The sequence below is a fragment of the Streptomyces sp. PA03-3a genome, assembly GCF_033792735.1.
Taxonomy (GTDB): domain Bacteria; phylum Actinomycetota; class Actinomycetes; order Streptomycetales; family Streptomycetaceae; genus Actinacidiphila.
Genome location: NZ_JARAVM010000017.1, coordinates 56,910 through 75,897 on the forward strand (window position 1 = coordinate 56,910; position 18,988 = coordinate 75,897).

Here is an 18,988-nt window from a genome sequence, read left to right on the forward strand (position 1 = left end):
TCTCACACCATCGGTCCCACGAGCAGCCATTGCCACGACTCCTTTCCGAACACGGCCTGTTCCCCGCCCGTCGAGCCGATCTCGAGGAGCGTTCCGTCCGGGCCGGTCACGGTGCCGGTCTCCGGGTCGTACGGGGCCACGAACGCGGCCTGGTCACCGCTGTGCGGGCCGGTCGTGGCGCCGGGCGCGTTCTGCGCTCCGCGCACCGAGGACTTGCTGCCACGCGGTAGCGTGCAGCGCGCGTCGGTGTTCGCATGGCGCGTGCCGGTGTCGGCTGGGTCGCGCCGCTGGGTGTTGTAGCCCTTGGTGCAAGCGGGAGGGTCGTCGGCGTTCACGGTCAGCCCGAAGTGGGTGGTGCCGTCGCCGGGGATGACCGTGTAGCTGCCCGCGACAGTGAGTGGGAGCGTGACCAGGGCCTGTTCGACGCCGGGCAACCGGGCCACGGTGATCTGGCCGCCGCTGATGAGGTTGGCCAGCAGGATCGGCACGTGCGGCTGCGTGGACTTGAGCAGCGAATCGACCTGCCGCGCGGCGGGCACGGTGCTGCCGATCAGCCGGCGAAGGTCGCCGTCGCTCGACTTCAACTGTCCGGTGAGCGTGGCGAGATCGCGGGAGAACGACTTGATGGCCGAGCCCTGGTCGGCCTGTGTCCTGAGTACCTTCCGCGAGTCCTCGATCAGCGAGATCGTCTGGGGGAGCGACTCGGACGCCGCCTCCACCAGCGCGTCACCGGAGTCCACCAGCCGGCTCAGGTTCGGTCCGGTGCCGGAGAACGCCTTTCCCAGCTCGTCGACGGTGACCCGCAGATCGTCCTTGCCGACCGAGTTGACCAGCCGGTCGAGGCTGAGGACCAGGTCGGTGACCGGCAGTGGGGTCCGGGTGCGGCTGCGCGGGATCGGGCTGCCGTCCCTGAGGTACGGGCCGCCCGACCGCCGCGGCTGGAGGTCGACGTACTGCTCACCCACCGCCGATCGGGCGGCGACCACTGCGAGCGTGTCGGCCGGGATCCTCGGGGCGCCGTCCTCGATCCTCAGCGCCACCGAGACCCCGGATCCGGTCAGCTGCAGATCGCCCACGCGGCCCACCGGCACTCCCCGGTAGGTGACCTCGGCACCCGGGAAGACGCCCCCTGACTCGGCGAAGTCGGCGCGCACGGTGTACCCGCGGTGCAAGACGTCGTCCACCAGGCCCGTGTACTGGGCGCCGACGTACGCCACCCCCAGAGCGGTGATGGTCGCGAAGGCCAGCAACTGGGCCTTGACCGTACGTGTGATCACGGCAGTATCCCCTTCAGCATCAGCTCGGCGAGCGCGGGATCGACCCCGGGCGGGAAGCGACGCGCGCCGTCCCCGGTGCCGTAGGCGGCGGTGCACACTGGCGGGCACAGCAGGGTGCTGCCGTGGGAGGGCGTCGACGGCACGGCGGGCGCGGAGGGAACAGAGGGCACAGGGGGCACGGACGGGATGCCCGGCAGGGAAGGGACGGACGGGAGAGGGATGGGAGTGGGGTGGCCGGGAAGATGCGGTGTCCCGGGGGCCGGGGACTTCCGGCCCTTGCCCGGCTTACCGGTGACGTTGCCGTAGAGGTCCGCCAGGTCGAGGTCGGCGGTGATCTTCAGGTTGACGTAATCGCCCTTGACGGCGTCCGTCGCGTTGCGCGGGAACGGGTACGTGGTGAGGAGCTCGAGGGAGTTGGGCAGGTCGTCGCCTGCTTTGTTCAGCTCCTGCAGAATGGGCTGGAGCTTCTTCAGGTTGGCGACGGTGTCGTCGTGGGAGGCGTTCACCACCCTGGTGCCGGTCTTGCCGAGCCTGGACAAGGCGGTGAGCATCTTCGTCAGGTCCTCGTGCTGGTCGGCGAGGGCCTTCAGGGCGGGCGGCATGGTGTCGACGGCCAAGGCGATCGTCTTCTTCTCCCTCTTCAGGCGCTGCGCGAGCCGGTCGACGCCCTTCAGCGCGCGCACGATGTCCGCCCGCTGACCGTCGAGGCCAGAGAGGAAGATGTCGAGCTGCTTCAGCAGGGACCGGACCCGGTCCTCGCGGCCGCCGAGGGCTTGATTCAACTCGATGGTGATCGTCTTGAGCTGCGCCACCCCGCCGCCGTTGAGCAGCGCGGACAGCGCCGACAGCACCTCCTCGACCTCCGGGTTGCGGCCGCTGCGGGACAGCGGGATGCGGTCGCCGTCGCCGAGAAGTCCGACGGGGCGTGTGCCGGCCGGTGCGGACAGGGCGACGTACTTCTCGCCGAGCATGCTGGTCTGCCTCAGATCGGCGACCGCGTTGCCAGGCAGCTTCACCGAGTCGGCGATCCTGAGCCGTACGCGGGCGTGCCAGCCGTCCAGTTCCACCTTCTCGACCGTGCCGACGGTGACGTTGTTGACCTTGACCGACGACTGCGGCACGAGGTCCAGGACGTCCCGGAACTCGACGGTGACGTGGTAGGCGTGACCGTCCGAGGCCGCACCGCCGGGCAGCGGGACGTCATACCAGCCGTTGAACTCGCAGCCGGTCAGCAGCAGCGAGCAGACCGCCGTCCAGGCGGCCACCCGCCCCTTGCGCCGCACGCTCATGCAGGTGCCCCCAGAATGCCGCCGAGGGTCTTGTCGACCGAGCCCGTCGACGCCGGGACCTGCGGAACCTCGGGCAAGGAGGCGAAGAGCTTCTTCAGCCCCTCGCAGTTGTCATGGTCGTCGCCGGTCGTCTTCAGGATCGAGCAGAGAAGGGACGACGGGTCCTGGGAGGTTTGCGCGTTGTTGCGGGTGTCGAGAGTGCCGGCGGAGGGGTTGTAGGCGTTCTCCAGGTTCGACAGGCCCGTGGGCGCGACGGTCAAAAGCTCCTCCAAAGCGTCTCGTTGGGTGACGAGGACCTTGGTGACCTCGGCCAGGCCCTGCACGTCCGAGGTCAGCGCCTTCTTGTTTCCCTTCACGAAGCCGGACACGTCGCCGAGTGCGGCAGCCAGGTACTTCAGCGCGGCCGCGAGGTCCTTACGCTCCCCGGCGAGCTGCCCGGCCACGTCGGCGAGGTCGGTGTTGAACGACCGCACGCTGGTGTCGTCCGCCGCCAGCGCGGCCGTGAACACCTGAAGGTTCCGCACGGTCCCGAACAGGTCGCCGCGCCCGTCGGACAGCGTGGTGACCGCCTGGGACAGGTCCTGCACCGTCTGGTTGAGGCTTGCGCCCTGCCCCTGGAGGTTGTCCGCGCTCACCCCGAGCAGCCGGGACAGCGAACCCTTGTTGTTGGCACCGTTCGGGCCGAGCGCCTCGGCGGTGGTGTGCAGGCTGTCGAAGATCCGGTCCAGCTCGACGGGAACAGCTGTACGGGACTCGGGGATGACGGCTCCGTCCCGCAGCGCCGCGCCCTTGCGGTACACCGGCAGCAGCTGCACGTAACGGTCGCTGACCACGGAGGAGTTGACGATGGCGGCCTGTGCGTTGGCGGGGACCTTGCGGCCCCTGTCGTATTCCAGCTCGACCCGTACCCGGCCGCCCTCCGGCGTGATCTTCCTGACCTTGCCGATGCGGACACCGAGGACGCGGACGTCGGAGCCGGGGTAGATGCCGACGGTCCGTGGGAAGTACGCCGTGACGCGGACGGGGCCGGGGCCCGGCCAGAGGACGACGGCGAGGCCGACGACGATCGCGAGCGCGGTGAACAGGGCCAGGAGTCTGCGGGTCATCGGGTGCCTCCCGTACGTGGCGTGACCGGGGCGGCGACCATGTTCTGGATATAGGAGTCGAACCAGCGGCCGTTGCCGAGGGTGTTGGTGAAGAGCCGGACGTAGGGGGCGAGCAGCCGGACGCTGCGGTCGAGGCTCGCCTGGTTGCGTTCGAGCATCCTCAGGAAGGTGTTGAGGTTCTTCAGAGCGGGTCCGATCTCCTTGCTGTTGTCGTCGACCAGGCCGGACAGCTCGATGCCCAGCAGCGCGGAGCTCTTGAGCAGCTTGTGGATCGCCCCGCGCCGCTTGTCGATCTCCTTGAACAGGGCGTCGCCGTTCTTCACCAGTGCGGAGACGTCCTTCGTGTGATCGGCCAGCACCTCGGTGACTCCGTTCGCGTGGTCGAGCAGCTGGCGCATCGCCTTGTCACGGGCGGCGACGGTCCGGGATATCCGCGACAGTCCCTTGATCGACGCCCGCACTTCCTCGGGGGAGTCCTGGAAGGTGTCGGCGATCGTGTCCAGTGCCATCGCGAGCCGGCCCGTGTCGACCTCCTCGGCGGTGGTCGTCAGGTCGCTGAAGGCCTGGACGACGTCGTACGCCGACACGGTCCGCCGAAGCGGGATCTCGCTGCCCGGCTTCAACTGGCCGGGCCCCTTTGGGTAGAGGGCCAGGTACTTCGCGCCGAGGATCGTCTTGACACGGATCGACGCCCCCGTGTCGGTGCCGAACGCCGGCCGGCCCTTCACTTTGAAGGTCACCTTGACGTGGTCGCCGTCCAGGTCGACGTCCTCGACCTTGCCGACCTTGACCCCGGCGATCCGTACCTCGTCGTCCGGCTTGAGCCCGCCGGCCTCGGAGAAGGCCGCGCTGTAGGTGTCGCCGCCGCCGATCAGCGGCAGGCTGTCGGCGTTGAAGGCGGCGACGGTGAGCAGCGCGAGGACGGTGAGGCCTGCGGCGCCGACGACGACCGGGTTGTGCTCGCGGAAGGGTTTCAGGCGTGGGCGTGTGAGTCGGATCCTGGGCAGCTTCGGCGGTAGGACGCGCACCTTCACGAGGGGTCCTGGTCGTGGTTTGGGCTTCGGCAGCAGCCTGGGCAGCTTCGGCAGCTTCGGTGGCAGGACCGGGAACCTCACCAGCGGCTCGGGGCGGCGGCCATCGCGCCGCCTGATGCGGAGGCTCATCCGCCACACCTCGCCCGTGCCACGTGCAGCTCCGGGGTGATCACCTGCTTGGTCTTCGGCAGCACGATCCGGCCGTCGAAGTCGCAGAGGTAGAAGTTGAACCACGAGCCGTACGAGGCGGTCCCCGTCAGCTTCTCGAGCTTGTTCGGCAGCCGTTTCAGGACGCCCTCGACGGTGTGCTCGTTCTTGTTCAGCGTTCCGGTGAGATCGCCGAGCCGGGCGATGTCGTCCTTCAGCGGTGGACGCGCGTCCTTGAGCAGCTCCGACGTGACGTCCGTGAGGTCGCCGATGCTCACCAGCGACTCCCCGATGGGCTTGCGGTCGGCGGACAGCCCTGCAACCACTCGGCGCAGCTGCGTCAGCAGTCCGGAGAAGCGGGAGCCGCGCTCGTCGAGCGTCGCCAGGACGCTGTTGAGGTTGTCGATCACCGATCCGATCAGCTTGTCGCGGTCGGCGAGGGTGCTGGTGAGCGAGGCCGTGTGCGAGAGCAGACTGTTCACCGTGCCGCCCTCGCCCTGGAGGGTCTGGACGATCTCGGTGGCCAACTGGTTGACATCGTTCGGGCTGAGCGCCGCGAACAGCGGCTTGAAGCCGTTCAGCAGGGCGTTGAGGTCCAGCGCCGGCTCGGTCCGGGACAGCGGGATGGTGCCGCCCGGCCGCAGCCGGGCGGTTCCGTCGCCGGTGCCCTCGGTGAGTGCGACGTACCGCTGCCCGACCAGGTTGCGGTAGCGGACGACTGCGTGGGTCCCGGCGAGCAGCGGCCGGTCCGCGCTGACGGTGAACGTGATCTCCGCCAGCGTCCGGTCCTTGATCCGGATGCCCTCGACCTCTCCTACCCGCACTCCGGCCACCCGGATGTCGTCGCCGTTCTCCAGTCCGGTGACGTCGGTGAACACGGCGTGATAGGTGTCCTTGGGGGTGAAGGAGACGTTGACGATGGTGGCGGCGAGGAGCGCCGTCGCCGCGATCGTTACCAGCGCGAAGAGGCTGAACTTGATCAGCGGGGCGGCGGTCTGCCGCGCTCCGGACCCGCTCATGCGACACTCACCGCCGTTCCGCGCGCCAGCGGCCCGAACAGTAGGGTCGCCACGGGCGGCACCTCGTCCGCGGGGACGCCCATGACGGGGGCCACGAGCGAGCCCACGGCCCGCTGCTCGGCATGGGTGGCGGACACGTCGGCACCTCCGGGGAGTGCGCCGCCGGAACCTCCGGCCGACGTACCGTCGTCGAGATGGGGCTTCGGCCCGGGCACCTGCGGATGCGGCAGACCGCGGCAGTTCGGGCCGGACCGGGCGCCGTACGCCGGCTCCTCGCCGGGCCGGTACGCCTCCTGCGGCCGGACGACCTCAAGGGTGATCCGCATCTCGCCGCCCCGGAACGCCTCCTCGGAGGCCTTCTCCTGCCGGACCAGGCCCTGGAACACGCACGGGTACTCGGGGGAGTACCGGGCGAACAGCTCCAGTGTGGGGCGGGAGACCCGGCCCAGGGTGATCAGCCGGTCGCCGTTCTCGGACAGGAAGTCGTTCGCTGTGCCCGCCACGGAGGCGGTCGCGCGCAGAGCCGACACCAACTGCTCCCTCTTCTCGACGATCGTCCGGCTGGTGGTGACGGTGTTGCGCAGGATCCGCATCAGGTCGGGCGCGGCGTCGCCGTACACCTCGGCGACGTCCGCGAACCGTGTGATGTCCTCCTTCAGGGAGGGCATGTGCGGGTTGAGGCGGCGCAGATAGCCCTCGACCTGGGTGAGATTGCCTCCGATCCGGTCGCCGCGGCCCTCCAGCGCAGTGGCGAACGCCGACAGCGTGGCGTTGAGCTCACCCGGCCGGACCGTGCGCAGCAGCGGCAGCAGGTCGTTCATCAACTGCTGCACCTCGATGCCGACCTTCGTTCGGTCCTGGGTGATGACGTCACCCGCACGGATAGGCCGAGCCGACGCGCGCGCAGCGCCGGCAGGAGCGACCAGGTCGACGTACTTCTCGCCGAACAGCGTCTTGGGCAGCAGCCGCGCGCGCACGTTCGAGGGGATGTACGACACGTACTGCGGCTTCAGCGCGATGTCCAGGGTCGCCCTGGTGCCGTCGGCATGCACCTCGCGCACCTCGCCGACCAGCAGCCCGCGCAGCTTGACGTCGGCGCGTGCATCGAGCTGGTTGCCGAGGGTGTCGGCCTCCAGGGTGATGGGCACCACCGAGGTGAACGCCTGCTGGTAGACGGCCACCGCGAGCGACAGCAGCAGCGCGAGCACGGCGAGGAAGGCAATGCCGTAGAGCCTGAACCGCATTCTCTGCATGCGCACCGCTCTCACCCCGCCACCCGTACCGTCGTGTTGGCGCCCCAGATCGCCAGGCTCAGGAAGAAGTCCAGGACGTTGATGGCGACGATCGAGGTCCGCACCGCCCGGCCCACCGCGACGCCGACACCGGCCGGTCCGCCACTCGCGTGGTAGCCGTAGTAGCAGTGCACCAGGATGATCAGCAGAGCAAAGACGATCACCTTGCCGAAGGACCAGAACACATCGACGGGCGGCAGGTACTGGTGGAAGTAGTGGTCATACGTGCCGGTCGACTGCCCGTAGTAGCCAGTGGTGATGGTGCGGGCGGCCAGGTACGAGGACAGCAGCCCGATCACGTACAGCGGGATCACCGCGACGAAGCCGGCGATCATCCGCGTCGTCACAAGGAACGGCAGCGACGGCACGCCCATCACCTCCAGCGCGTCGGTCTCCTCGCTGATCCGCATCGCACCCAGCTGCGCGGTGAACCCCGCCCCGACCGTCGCGGACAGGGCGAGTCCGGCCACCAGCGGGGCGATCTCCCGAGTGTTGAAGTACGCCGACAAGAACGCCACGAAGTTCGAAGTGCCGAGCTGGTTGAGGGCCGCATAGCCCTGAAGGCCGACCTCGGTGCCGGTGAAGAAGGAAAGGAACGCGATCACACCGACCGTGCCGCCGACGACGGCGAGCGCGCCGCGCCCGAAGCTCACCTCGGCAAGGAGCCGCAGGACCTCCTTCTTGTAGCGTCGCAGGGTGCGGCCCGTCCAAGCCAAGGAGCGCCCGTAAAAGGACAGCTGGGCACCCAGCTCTTCGAGCGAGCGCAAGGGGCGATCGAGGAGGTTTTGCGGTCTCATCGGCTAACCCCTCTGCGGGACGATTTGGAAGTACACGGCCGTCATCACGAAGTTGGTCACGAACAGCAACATGAAAGTGATCACCACGGACTGGTTCACGGCATCGCCCACGCCCTTCGGCCCGCCCTGCGCCGTCAGCCCCTTGTACGAGGCGACGATCGCAGCGATGGCCCCGAACACCAGCGCCTTGATCTCCGCCGCCCACAGGTCAGGTAGCTGAGCGAGGGTGGTGAAGGACGCCAGGTATGCGCCGGGCGTGCCGTGCTGGAGAACGACGTTGAAGAAGTAGCCGCCCGCAACACCAACCACCGAGACGAGGCCGTTGAGCAGTACGGCTACCACCATCGACGCCAGCACCCGCGGTACGACGAGCCGGTGGATCGGGTCGATGCCGAGCACCTGCATCGCGTCGATCTCGTCCCGGATCTTGCGCGCCCCGAGGTCCGCGCAGATCGCCGTGCCGCCCGCGCCCGCGATCAGCAGCGCGGTGACGATCGGCGATGCCTCCCGCAGCACGGCGAGCACGGACGCAGCTCCAGCGAAGGACTGCGCGCCCAACTGCCGGGTCAGACTCCCGATCTGCAGCGCGATGACCGCCCCGAACGGAATCGAAACCAAAGCCGTCGGCAGGATCGTGACGCTCGCGACGAACCAAGCCTGCTGAATGAACTCCCTCGCCTGGAAGGGCCGTCGGGGCAGGGACCGGACGACGTCCAGCGCCATCGCGAAGAGGCTGCCCGAGTGCCGCAGCGCACCCGTCGGGGAGAGTCTCATGTGCCCCTCACCCCCCTCCCGTGCAGCTTGGCCTCGCGCCTCGCGATCGCATCCCAGCGGGGCGAGCGGGTGAGGCCGGGGCTGGGCAGCAGGCGCGGGGTCAGCACATCGGCCCGAACACCCTCGTCGATCTGGGCCAGCTCCTGTTCGACCTGGGCCGCGTCCTTCTCTTCCGCCATGCCGATCGGCCCCTGCATCCGGCCGTTCAGGAACTGCCGTACGACGGGCTCGTCACTGGCCAGCAGCTCCTCGCGCGGCCCGAACATCACCAGCTCGCGCCGGAACAGCAGCCCGATGTTGTCCGGCACCTGACGGGCCGAGGCGATGTCGTGGGTGACGATGAGGAAGGTCGCGTCGATCTGTGCGTTGAGGTCGACGATGAGCTGATTGAGGTAAGCCACGCGGACCGGGTCCAGGCCCGAGTCCGGTTCGTCGAACAGGATGATCTCCGGGTCGAGGACCAGCGCACGGGCGAGCCCGGCCCGCTTGCGCATGCCGCCGGAGATCTCGCCGGGCAGCTTCCCCTCAGCGCCGATCAACCCGACCATGTCCATCTTTTCGAGAACGATCCGCTTGATCTCGCTCTCGGACGTGCGGGTGTGCTCGCGCAGGGGAAAGGCGATGTTGTCGTAGAGGTTCATCGAGCCGAACAGCGCGCCGTCCTGGAACAGCACGCCGAACAGCTTCCGCACCTCGTACAGGTCGCGCTCGCGCAGGCGGGTGATGTCCCGGCCCGCGACCTTCACCGATCCCCGCTCCGGCTTCAGCAGCCCCACGAGCGTCTTGAGGAACACCGACTTGCCCGTCCCCGAGGGGCCGAGCATCACCGAGACCTCCCCGGCAGGCAGCGTCAGCGAGACGTCCTGCCAGATGACCTGGTGGCCGAAGGACTTGGTCAGCCCTTCCACACAGATCTCGACACCCATCCGGTTCCATCCTTCGGCCGTGGAGCAGTCCCGACAACTGCTCTACGGGGAAGAGAGGTGCGTCCGTCGCGGCGAACCAAGAATTTTTTTGCGGACGGGTGTGCGGGGCGCTACGGCAGCTTCGGCGACAACGTGAGCGAAGGCGTCCCCGGGCTGGAGACAGACAGCGGAGGTACGACCGAGGTCGGGGGAAGCGACGGGAGCGACGGGAGTGACGAGGCGACCGACCCCGTCGGCAGACCCGGCACGACGGTCGGCAGGCCCGTCACGGCCGTCGGCAGCCCCGGCACCTTCGGAACCTCGGGCACCTGAGGGACCTGCGGCGCCGAGGGCGGAAACGCGGACACGTCCGCCAGGGATGGCACCGGCACCGGCAGAAACGGTCCCCCGGTGGGTGAGGGCGTCCGGCCCCAAGGCCCGTGCGCCGGCGACAACGGGGTGGGTGTTGCGGGGGCGCGCCCCCGGCCCGTGACCTCGCCGTGCAGGAGCCGCGGGTCGCTGGACACGGCCGGCCGCGGCGCCAGACCAGTGCCGTTTCCGCCCGCGTCGAGCGCGTACGGCAGCACGAACCCCGCCACCACCAGGGTTGCCGCCGTCGTAGTGAACGCGACCGCCTGCGCATTGCCGCCCCCGCGCAACCGTCCGCGCCCGACCAGGAACAGCACCAGCCCGAGCGTTCCGGCCAACGAGGCACGCAAAGTCCGGCGGGCCCGGGCCAACAGCGACTCGACGGTCCGGTAGCTGAGCCCCATCCGCACCGCGACCTGGTTCACGTCCAGGTCCTCGGACCTCAGCCGAAGCGCCTCCGCCTGCCGGGCGGGCAATTCACCGCTGCGCACCGCCAGCCACTTCGCCTCGGCCCGGTCGCACACCGCCTCCTCGACGGGTACCGGGCCCGGTGTCATGAGTGCGGGGCGGCTGCCCACCTCGGCCTCGCGGTTGACCTGCCGGTGCCGGTCAACGCACAGCCGCATCGTTACCGTCGTCAACCAGGCGCCGAGCCGCTCGTCGTCGAGGTCCGGGCGCTCCGCGGCTCGCAACATCGCTTCGTGAACGGCGTCCTCGGCGTCCTCCCGGCTCACCGATCGCCGCCGGGCCACCTTGAGCAACTGCTCACGATGGCTCCACAGGCGCTGCCAGCGCTCGTCGGCGGCCGCTGTGTCCGCAGGCATATCCGTCGCCATGAGGGCCCGCCCCTTCGCACTCACCCGCCGGTACATGCTTCCGACGTGGCGAGATTACCGCCGAGTAGTGGCAGTTGTGGAGAGGCGGACACCCATCGCGTTCCGGCCCTAGCCAGTGGTCAGCGGCCAACCTCAGGCAGCACGCCGCCCCCGGGCAGTGAGAGGGTCAGTTCGGGGACGGGAACCAGCGGCGTCGCGGACGCCTTCGGGTCCCCGGTCGCGAGGGACGGCCTGGGGGAGGGTGCGGTGGGCGACGTCGACGGCATGCGCGAAGGACCAGTGCTCGGCTTCCGGTCGTCCGACGGCTTCGGCGGCGAAAGCTTCTGCCTCTTCGGGCCGGACGGCTTCGGCCGGACCGGCCGGGATCCGGCGGATGCGTCCGGCACCACGCGGTGTCCGGTCAGGTAGTACACGTACCACGCCTTGACGGCGCGCAGATAGGCGTCCGAGTGGTTGTAGCCCAGTATCGCCCGGTCCAGGTCGGCCGGGTTCGACAGGTCCCGGTCGCCCGCGCACAGGTAGCGGCCGGCTGCGAGCGCCGCGTCGTAAACATTGTTCGGATCCGTCCGTCCGTCGCCGTTACCGTCCGCTCCCCAGCGGGCCCAGGTGGACGGGATGAACTGCATCGGACCGACCGCGCGGTCGTACACCGCGTCCCCGTCGTACGCGCCGCCGTCGGTATCCGCCACGACAGCGAAGGCGCCGCCGGTCAGCCGCGGGCCGAGGATGGGTGTCACGGTGGTACCGTCCCGAGTCACCCAGCCGCCCCGTGCCTGCCCTGACTCCACCTGGCCAATCGCGGCCAACAACTGCCAACGCAGGTGGCAGCGCGGCGCGGTACGCGCCAGATCCTCCTCGGTACGCCGGTACGCGGCGAACACACTCGCAGGCACATTGCCGCCAGTCACTCCCTGTGCCGTGCCCTTCTTCCGTGTCCGCAGCGGTGGAAGTTCGGTGCGGTACGGGGTGTCGCCGGAAACGCTGAGGCCGTGCTCGGCGGGTGCCGCCTTCCGTGCGGGCTCTTCGGCTTCGGCCGTGACCGCCCTTGGCGCTTGTGACGCGGTCAGCACGGCAATCGCCGCCGCCGCGATCGCCGTACCCCTGGCACCCCTCAGTGTTCCAATGAGCGCACGCACTGTCATCGTGCAGTCCCCTCCGTGCATGAATCCGTTGTCTGCTCTACGCGGCCGGAGGGCAGGTCCGTCGCGCAAAAATTCGGGGATCGGGCGGGCGCCCCTTCAGAGGGCGTGGCGGCGGGCCAGACGTGTGGACGATGTGAGGCGGACCGGCCCCGCAGCCCTGTCCGAGCCGCTAGCTGTATTGAGGAATCCGCAGGCCGCTACGGGCCCCCACTACGTCCGGGCAAATCGCTATGAGCGGCGCAGCCCCGGCATGCATCGGCGGCACTCGCACGGTGGCCACACGGAAGACTGAAAGGGCTTCAGATTGTCGCTGCTGTGGAAGCGTGGGGGGCGCCCCCACGCCTGCCCGCCGTCGCGCGATACGCGCAGGGTCATCAGCGGAGTTTCGCGCCTACTCGTCGGCGTCTCCGGTTGTCAGACGCATGCCGCGCGACTCAGCGACCCGCGGCGCGTTCGACAGTCGGAGCAATCGCGCTTCCTCGTGGCACGGCTCTGCGACATGGCCAGGCTCACCAGTGCCGAGCATCTGACGCGCGAGCTCAAGCAGGTGCGACGCTGCCGTAAGTTGTTCGCGTTCCATACGGTCGGCGAGTCGCGCGACTATAGCCCCCGGAATTGTCGTCGGGGGTGTACGCGGGCTTTCCCTTTGGACCGTCCCAGGGCAGCAGGCGCAGGCCGGTCACGGCGTCGTTTTGCGGCGATGGTCCATTCCTCACCGAGGGCTGCGAATCGGCGGTGCCCTCACCGCATTGGACGCACGCTACTCACCGCCACGGATCCGGCGGTGACCGCGGTCGTAGAGGCCGGTGGGTTCCCCTTCCGGTCGGTAACTTGCTGTCGTGCCTCAACCTGGTGCGCACTACCGGCGTGGGCAGCCCATGGGGACTGAGCTGTCTGGGAGTTGGGCGGTGAACGGCAGGGCGTCCGAAGTGTGGTGCCAGGCCTTTGAAAGGTCCGCCGGGTAAGTGACGGGGGTTGCCTTCCGGGCATACGGAGGTCCCTACAGTCCTCCCTGTGCCGCGTCCTACGGTGACTTTCCGCGTTGTGCTCAGTGTTGCTGCAGGTCAGCCCGCGCATTGGCTGGCCGTGGGTGCGTCGACAACGCCTTTGCTCCTACTGTTCCTGGTCTTGGGTGTCAGTGGGGGGCGGTGGAGTGGTCGTGCAGGGGCTGTGAGGTGGGGCCTCGGGTGCCCGCCCCAGCCCCGGACCTCCGGCTCCCGCCGTGGCGGCGTGGACGGTGGGTCGCGGGTGCGGTGGTGCGGCCCCGGGAGTAGTGGGGAGGGCGAGGGTGATGACGGGCGCGAAGCGGTGGCGGTTCGGGTCGACGGCGCGGACGCGGAGTCTGGTGCTGCTGGCTCTGGGAGTGGTGAAAGTCGCCACGGCCGCGCAGCTACGGCAGCTGGTCCTGCCGGGCACCGCCGACGGACAGATCGTTTGCAACGAGTGCAAGGGCTACGTCTGCTGCTCTTCGATTCCGCTGGGAGAGTGGACGTGCCAGAGCCTTCGCACTGGCGCTCGGCCCGTGCGAAGGCTCCGAGGGCAAAACAGTCCCCGGTAGATCTGCGCGTGTCCTGAAGCTTCAGTCGTCACTGTCGCCTCGGTATCGCGCCGGCTTGCCGGGGGCCTGAACCACATCCTGTCCAAGTCGCTCCGCCGACTAGACGTCCTCATCGACTTTGCAACTCTTTCGGTGTTATGGCCTATAAACCACGATGCACAACATATGTCGCGAGTCAATAGGTTTTCGGTAAATTCTGCAGGAAGCTCCACGCGATCACCTTCGACTGCGACATCCGGCTCGCCCTACGGCACCGCGGCAAGCTCCGGCCCTCACGGCGGCCCTGGTCGTGGTGGTGTACCTGCGCAAGCACGAACCCTCGCGCAGATCGCTGCCGGCTTCCGGATCAGCGTCAGCACCGCCCACGCCTACGTCCGAACCGTCACCAGTCTCCTCGCCCGCCGTGCTCCCGGCCTGGCCCATGCCCTGCGCGCAGCCGATGCGGAGTATGTGCTGGTGGCGGCATCCTCGCCGAGTGCGACCGGGCCGGTGACGGCCGCGCTGACTACTCCGGCAAGCACCGCCGCCACGCCGTGAATCTCCAGGTCATCACCGACCCGTAAGGGGAGATCGTGTGGATCTCTCGCGCTCTGCCCGGACGCACCTATGATCTGATCGCGGCCCGCACCCAGCGCATCGTGACCGCCTGCGTCCGCCTCGGCATCCCCCGCCTCGACAGATTTGGCCTACCTGGGCGTCGGCGATGCCTTCCCCCCCTTCCGACCTCGCGATGTCCCTCAACAACCAGTCGGTCGACCTGGCCGCGCCGACGCGGTCTCGGGGGCAGGTTCGCCCTGGGCCTTGATCGGTCCACACGCGGTGAATCGGGCACCCGCCGGTCACCCATCGTGGATGTCCGGCCGGACCTCCACGATGATGTCCGCGTCCGCCTGGTCGCCCTCCTCGTCGCGCCAGAGGAGGACGCGCACGTGCCTCGCCCTGGAAAGGCCGCGAACCTTCCACTCGGTCATCAGGTCGGCGACGACGAGGGCGATGGCGTATCGGGGGCCCTCGCTCGAATCGTCGGCGGTGATCGTGCCCCGCCACCGCTCGGAATCCCTGCCATAAGGGCGCCACCCCTCCGAGCCGTGCGGCTCGAAGACCCGGTACACCCAATCCGTCTCGGTGCCCATAGCACCGATGCTGTCACTGCAAGGAGTCCCCTGCGCCGTATCGGATCGACGCCCGCCGAGCGCGGGTCGACCGCCTCCAACAACTGCCCCGACGTCCTGGAACTGGACGACGGCGAATTCCTCGTCATCGGGGAGCGGCTCGGCGCCGGACGTGACCGCCCGGCGACTGACAGTGAGACTCGCCTAGCACGGGATCCCGCCACCCACTTCCCAGCCGCATTCCGGGCAGCGCACCCCTGCGTACACGTCGTCCCACGCGTGATCCAGCGCCCGCCAGTGCTTTTCCTTCGAACTGGGCGTACCGCAGCCAACACAGCCAACGGCCACCCTGGCGACCTTGGGGTACTTCGCCCCAGAGGCTCGGTGCTGTACGCCGAGGCGCCTCGGCTCCATCCCTCTGGGTGGTGCTGTACGGCACGAGGGGTGCCAGGAGGTCGAACCGCGGGTTCTCGTGGACGGCCACTTCGATCCCCCTCCCGGGGGCGTTGCCGAAGCCGCGGGCTTCGCGGCCTGCGCCGATGTGCGGGGCCTTCGGCGGTCGCCCACTCCGCCACGATCAATAAACAACGGTACGCATTCCGTCACTCCTATGGGGGTACCGAATGGCGGTTCCCTTCCGCCCCGCCCAGTCTGGGCTGGTGCATTCGATTCGTCCGAATGCGCGAGCCACTCAAGGGAGGTCGAACCATGACCCGCACCAAGCTCCTCGCCCTGGCCGCCGCCCCCGCGCTGGCTCTTAGCCTGGCGTCCCCTGCGCTGGCTGTGGAAGTGACCGCCTCGTCCCCCGACACCGTGAACAGTCCGGTCGGGTCGATCGAGGCCAACCAAAGCAAGATCGTCACTGTCACCTGCCCTGCGGGCACCAATGCCATCAGCGGTGGCTGGAAGGTGTCCTCCGCCAGCATCGACGTGACGGACAACCGTCCGATGAGCGCCACGCAGTGGCAGATCTCATTCCAAAACGAGGCGAAGACTTCAGGCACTGTGCAGGCGTTCGTCCGCTGCATGGCCTGATGGCGAGTACCAGCCAGGGCAGGTCGGCCCGTTCCCCGCACCGCCAGACGCGGTGAACGGGAAGGCCGAGCAGCCCCCAGCGCCGTAACCGGCTGACCGCGAAGGACGACGAGGACGCTGCGGACGGGTACGGACTGCTGTACTGCTCTGGACGGCACAAGGCCCAGGTCGGGAATCCATCCCCGACCTGGGCCCTTCCTCGACTGTCAGGCGTAGCCACGCCCCGCCGGTGCTGCGTGGTCCGGCGGTGGCCTGCCGTCACTCCCCGCCCGTCGCCGGGGAGTGACGGCGGGCCGCCGGGAGCGTTACGACAGCCGCAGGTAGTCGATGTTGAAGCCGCCCGTCTCGCAGAAGAGCCTGACCACCTGGTCGCCCGCCGCGAGGGTGACCGGGACGTGGACGGACTGGTAGGTGGCCCAGCCGCCCGTGTCCGGGACGGACGCCGTGGCCAGTGTCGTGCCGCTCGCATCGCGGAAGGTCAGGGCGTCCGGGACGGGCGCGCCCGTCCCGGTGGCGACGCGGAGCTCCAGGTCGTACGTTCCGCCCTTCGGCACCTCGACGGCGTAGTCCAGCCAGTTGCCTGCCGCCGTCCAGCCCACGTTCGCACCGCCGCTGGCGGCGGGGTTGGACTCGATGAAGTTGGCCCCGCCCGCCGTCCAGCCGTGCTGGGCTGCGTACGACTCCGCCTCCACCCGCACCCCGACCGGTGCGCTGTGCGGGCGCACCGTCACGTGCAGGGTCACCTCCACGTGCGCGGCGCCGTCGGTGACGACCACCGTCACGTCCTGCTCGCCGGCCACCGTCGGCTTGAGCGTCACCGTTCCCGTGGTGGGGTCGACGGTGACGCCGTCCGGGAGGTCGGTCGCGTAGAAGGCGAGCCGGTCACCGTCGCGGTCGGTCGCCTTGAGCGGGACCTGCACCGTGCCGTACTGGTCGGCCACCACGTCGGGCACCGGGTCCACCACGGGAGTCCTGTTGTGCGGGGGCCGGGGTATGCGCTGCTGCCAGCGGTAGGTGGCGTAGGAGTTCGCCGGGACCTTCACCACGAACGACCTGCCGGCGAGGACGACCCGCACCGTGGTGTCGGTGTTGTTGGCGTTGCCCAGGACCGCGACGAAGCTGTCGGCGCCGTGTCGGTACACGACGTTGCTCACGCCGCCCTCCGTGGCGCTCGACTCCAGCCGTACGTCGCCGGGCGTCAGGTACTTGGCGAACTGCCCCATCGTGTAGAGCTCGTCGCGGACGGAGAAGTCCCTGCTCGTGGTGTTCACCTTGACCAAGCGGTCGGGCCACTTCGTGGTCGCGGCGACCTCGTCCCAGTCGACGTTGTTGTCCCGTGCGGGCGTCCAGTGGAGCGTTCCGCCGTCCTGGTCGGTGGCCTGCGCCCACAGGACGTAGGAGCTCGCGTCGAGGCGGAAGTAGTTCAGGATGGTCGCCGCGGACAGGTCGCTGGTCTCGGTCATGTGGACCGGCTTGCCGGTCTGCTCGAACGCGTCGCGCATGACCTTCGGGTCGCCCCAGTAAGGGTGGAAGGCCACGGCGTCCGTCGCGTTCAGGACCTGCCGGCCGGTCACGGACCCATCGGGGGCGTCGTTGAAGATGCGGTAGTAGTTTTTCGTCGCGGTGCTGTTCGGGTCGCGCCAGTCCCAGAAGTTGAAGTCGTGGACGTACAGTCCCGTCTTCAGGTCCGCCTTGTGCAGGGCCTGCTTGATCGCGAGGGCGAGCTTCTGCTGCTGGGCGACATCGATGTCCATCGCCGGGTAGACCACGTCCATGCCGGGCTCGTTCAGCAGGGTCAGCGCGTCGACGCGGATGCCGTGCTTGGCGTACGCCTGGACGAACTTGACGTAGTAGCGGGCGAAGACGTCGATGCAGTCGTCCCGGAGCTTGCCGACCTGGTAGTAGTCCGTCGTGCTGCCCGGCTTGAGCGCGACCTCGCCCGTGAACCGGTTGTTGGTCTTCATCCACGCCGGGGCGCTCCACGCGGACGCGAAGAACGTGGCCTTCGGGTTGTAGCGCTGGATCAGCTTGATGGTGTCGACGATGTGCAGGTCGATGTCCCGCTGGATGGAGAAGTGCTTCAGCTGGAAGTCGTCGGTCACGCCGGCCGGAAGGTCGTCCTCCGACCAGAAGGGCAGGTGCTCGATGAGGTCGGGGCTGCCGATCGTGAGGCGGAACCTGTTCAGGCCCGCCCCGGTCTTCGGGTCGACGAGCAGCCGGACGGCTTCCTCACGCTTGGCGGGGGTGAGCTTCCACAGATTGGAGACGCTGGTCTCGTCGATGGAGAACCCGATGCCCGAGTACTTCTGACGTGGGCTGCTCGGGTCGACGACGACGGTCGCGTCGGTGGGGGCGCCCTGGCTCACGGTCGGCGATGGCTGCCACGCGTGGCTGGCCCCCGTGGAGTAGGTGCCCGTCACGGAGGGGCCGTGGTGCGGTACGGCGGCCGGGGCCGCCGACTCCGTGCCGACGAGAACGACCATGGTGAGAGCTGCGGCTGCCCCGATGAGGGAACGTCTCACGATGTCCTTCCTTTCTGGTGGGATGCGCGGGTGGTACGTGGTCCCGATCCCTCGGACGGTTCCGCCCCCTCTCCCTCCTCGGGACGCGAGCAGATCGAAACAGCGTTGTCGGTGTTCTGTCAAGACGTGAAAAAAGGCGTGAAGTAAGTTCCTCGGCGCTTCCTCGGCGGGCTCCAGCGGCGCGCCGGCCGACCCGCGGGTGCCGTGACTTCGACTCGCGCTGAGGCCGCCGGAATCTCCGCAGCGCTCCGCGCAGTGCGCAACCCCACCCGCCCTGCGGCGCGTTGAGGACCGTTAAGATCGCGGCACTCTGCCCCGGAGTGAAGGAGGACCGCCATGGCCGACCGGTCTGTGCACACGGTGGAAGTGCCGTTGGGCGACGGCAGCGATGACGTCGTGCGGGTCCAGATCCGCGAGGTGGACGAGAGCCTCGTCCGGGTCGGACGCGGTGGCCGCGCGGTGGCGAGGGCCGAACGCTCCCTCGGGCAGATGCTGGACACCGTCCGGCCCGTCGCGGACAGCTTCGTGGGCCGCTTCCGCGGCATGGTCAACGCCCCGGACGAGGTCACCCTCGAGTTCGGCGTCTCCCTGTCCGCGGAGGCGGACGTCGTGATCGCCAGCACCGCCACGGCCGCCAACTTCGCGGTCACCCTGACCTGGCACCGGGGTGAGAAGCGGAGTGAGAACCGGGACGAGAACCCGGGTGACCGGACCGCCCTCAACGGGGATACTCCGTAACGGAGTTGGCCCAACGGGGGCCACGGGGGCCCGGAG

Annotated in this window: 15 protein-coding genes and 1 pseudogene; 3 read left to right on the plus strand and 13 right to left on the minus strand. The window is 69.0% G+C overall.

Features of this window, described 5'->3' with window-relative positions; all coding sequences use genetic code 11:
* Nucleotides 1-2: 2 nt before the first annotated feature.
* The 11 genes from PV342_RS21310 to PV342_RS21360 form a co-directional block, all read right to left on the minus strand.
* The gene (locus PV342_RS21310; protein ID WP_500318380.1) at nucleotides 3-1,277 is read right to left on the minus strand and encodes an MCE family protein; all 1,275 of its coding nucleotides are present in this window, start codon (nucleotides 1,275-1,277) and stop codon (nucleotides 3-5) included.
* Nucleotides 1,274-2,566 (minus strand): MCE family protein, encoded by a 1,293-nt coding sequence (locus PV342_RS21315; protein ID WP_500318381.1) that lies wholly within the window; start codon nucleotides 2,564-2,566, stop codon nucleotides 1,274-1,276. Before PV342_RS21315 ends, PV342_RS21310 begins: the two co-directional genes overlap by 4 nt.
* The gene (locus PV342_RS21320) at nucleotides 2,563-3,672 is read right to left on the minus strand and encodes an MCE family protein (protein WP_500318382.1); all 1,110 of its coding nucleotides are present in this window, start codon (nucleotides 3,670-3,672) and stop codon (nucleotides 2,563-2,565) included. The genes PV342_RS21315 and PV342_RS21320 overlap by 4 nt, the downstream gene beginning before the upstream one ends.
* A complete protein-coding gene (locus PV342_RS21325; protein WP_500318383.1) occupies nucleotides 3,669-4,835 on the minus strand; it encodes an MCE family protein in 1,167 nt (388 codons plus the stop codon). Before PV342_RS21325 ends, PV342_RS21320 begins: the two co-directional genes overlap by 4 nt.
* Entirely contained in the window at nucleotides 4,832-5,872 is a 1,041-nt protein-coding gene (locus PV342_RS21330; RefSeq protein WP_500318384.1) for an MCE family protein, read from the minus strand. Before PV342_RS21330 ends, PV342_RS21325 begins: the two co-directional genes overlap by 4 nt.
* The gene (locus tag PV342_RS21335) at nucleotides 5,869-7,125 is read right to left on the minus strand and encodes an MCE family protein (protein ID WP_500318449.1); all 1,257 of its coding nucleotides are present in this window, start codon (nucleotides 7,123-7,125) and stop codon (nucleotides 5,869-5,871) included. Before PV342_RS21335 ends, PV342_RS21330 begins: the two co-directional genes overlap by 4 nt.
* Nucleotides 7,126-7,136: 11 nt before the next feature.
* Entirely contained in the window at nucleotides 7,137-7,961 is an 825-nt protein-coding gene (locus PV342_RS21340; RefSeq protein ID WP_386993463.1) for an MlaE family ABC transporter permease, read from the minus strand.
* A gap of 3 nt (nucleotides 7,962-7,964) precedes the next feature.
* On the minus strand, nucleotides 7,965-8,735 hold the full coding sequence (locus PV342_RS21345) for an MlaE family ABC transporter permease (protein WP_500318385.1): 771 nt from the start codon (nucleotides 8,733-8,735) through the stop codon (nucleotides 7,965-7,967).
* Nucleotides 8,732-9,661, minus strand: coding sequence for an ABC transporter ATP-binding protein (locus PV342_RS21350; protein ID WP_500318386.1), 930 nt, complete (start codon nucleotides 9,659-9,661; stop codon nucleotides 8,732-8,734). Before PV342_RS21350 ends, PV342_RS21345 begins: the two co-directional genes overlap by 4 nt.
* A gap of 110 nt (nucleotides 9,662-9,771) precedes the next feature.
* Entirely contained in the window at nucleotides 9,772-10,869 is a 1,098-nt protein-coding gene (locus PV342_RS21355; protein ID WP_500318387.1) for an RNA polymerase sigma factor, read from the minus strand.
* A gap of 95 nt (nucleotides 10,870-10,964) precedes the next feature.
* A complete protein-coding gene (locus tag PV342_RS21360; RefSeq protein ID WP_500318388.1) occupies nucleotides 10,965-11,987 on the minus strand; it encodes a lytic transglycosylase domain-containing protein in 1,023 nt (340 codons plus the stop codon).
* A 1,823-nt stretch (nucleotides 11,988-13,810) separates the two neighbouring features.
* Here PV342_RS21360 and PV342_RS21365 point away from each other — a divergent pair.
* Nucleotides 13,811-14,247 (plus strand): annotated as a pseudogene (locus PV342_RS21365) (helix-turn-helix domain-containing protein); the annotation flags it as partial.
* A gap of 137 nt (nucleotides 14,248-14,384) precedes the next feature.
* Here PV342_RS21365 and PV342_RS21370 read toward each other — a convergent pair.
* Nucleotides 14,385-14,678 carry a hypothetical protein gene (locus tag PV342_RS21370; RefSeq protein ID WP_500318389.1) on the minus strand — a complete coding sequence of 98 codons (294 nt, stop codon included), beginning with the start codon at nucleotides 14,676-14,678 and terminating at the stop codon, nucleotides 14,385-14,387.
* 687 nt (nucleotides 14,679-15,365) lie between these two features.
* On the opposite strand from PV342_RS21370, the gene PV342_RS21375 reads away from it, so the two are divergent.
* Nucleotides 15,366-15,692 (plus strand): hypothetical protein, encoded by a 327-nt coding sequence (locus tag PV342_RS21375; RefSeq protein WP_406271182.1) that lies wholly within the window; start codon nucleotides 15,366-15,368, stop codon nucleotides 15,690-15,692.
* A 305-nt stretch (nucleotides 15,693-15,997) separates the two neighbouring features.
* Here the strand turns inward: PV342_RS21375 and PV342_RS21380 are convergent, their stop codons facing one another.
* Nucleotides 15,998-18,214, minus strand: a complete 2,217-nt coding sequence (locus PV342_RS21380; RefSeq protein WP_500318390.1) for a carbohydrate-binding protein — start codon at nucleotides 18,212-18,214, stop codon at nucleotides 15,998-16,000.
* A gap of 336 nt (nucleotides 18,215-18,550) precedes the next feature.
* Here PV342_RS21380 and PV342_RS21385 point away from each other — a divergent pair, with 336 nt between their 5' ends.
* Complete coding sequence (locus PV342_RS21385; RefSeq protein WP_400807192.1) at nucleotides 18,551-18,952, plus strand: CU044_2847 family protein; 402 nt, start codon at nucleotides 18,551-18,553, stop codon at nucleotides 18,950-18,952.
* The last annotated feature ends 36 nt before the right edge of the window (nucleotides 18,953-18,988 follow it).

What these genes read in the sequence shown, in the direction of transcription:
- PV342_RS21330 (WP_500318384.1), bottom strand. Translation starts at nt 5,872, where the DNA reads ATGAGCGGGTCCGGAGCGCGGCAGACCGCCGCCCCGCTGATCAAGTTC.
- PV342_RS21315 (WP_500318381.1), bottom strand. Translation starts at nt 2,566, where the DNA reads ATGAGCGTGCGGCGCAAGGGGCGGGTGGCCGCCTGGACGGCGGTCTGC.
- PV342_RS21325 (WP_500318383.1), bottom strand. Translation starts at nt 4,835, where the DNA reads ATGAGCCTCCGCATCAGGCGGCGCGATGGCCGCCGCCCCGAGCCGCTG.
- PV342_RS21345 (WP_500318385.1), bottom strand. Translation starts at nt 8,735, where the DNA reads ATGAGACTCTCCCCGACGGGTGCGCTGCGGCACTCGGGCAGCCTCTTC.
- PV342_RS21385 (WP_400807192.1), top strand. Translation starts at nt 18,551, where the DNA reads ATGGCCGACCGGTCTGTGCACACGGTGGAAGTGCCGTTGGGCGACGGC.
- PV342_RS21360 (WP_500318388.1), bottom strand. Translation starts at nt 11,987, where the DNA reads ATGACAGTGCGTGCGCTCATTGGAACACTGAGGGGTGCCAGGGGTACG.
- PV342_RS21375 (WP_406271182.1), top strand. Translation starts at nt 15,366, where the DNA reads ATGACCCGCACCAAGCTCCTCGCCCTGGCCGCCGCCCCCGCGCTGGCT.
- PV342_RS21335 (WP_500318449.1), bottom strand. Translation starts at nt 7,125, where the DNA reads ATGCAGAGAATGCGGTTCAGGCTCTACGGCATTGCCTTCCTCGCCGTG.
- PV342_RS21350 (WP_500318386.1), bottom strand. Translation starts at nt 9,661, where the DNA reads ATGGGTGTCGAGATCTGTGTGGAAGGGCTGACCAAGTCCTTCGGCCAC.
- PV342_RS21370 (WP_500318389.1), bottom strand. Translation starts at nt 14,678, where the DNA reads ATGGGCACCGAGACGGATTGGGTGTACCGGGTCTTCGAGCCGCACGGC.
- PV342_RS21340 (WP_386993463.1), bottom strand. Translation starts at nt 7,961, where the DNA reads ATGAGACCGCAAAACCTCCTCGATCGCCCCTTGCGCTCGCTCGAAGAG.
- PV342_RS21320 (WP_500318382.1), bottom strand. Translation starts at nt 3,672, where the DNA reads ATGACCCGCAGACTCCTGGCCCTGTTCACCGCGCTCGCGATCGTCGTC.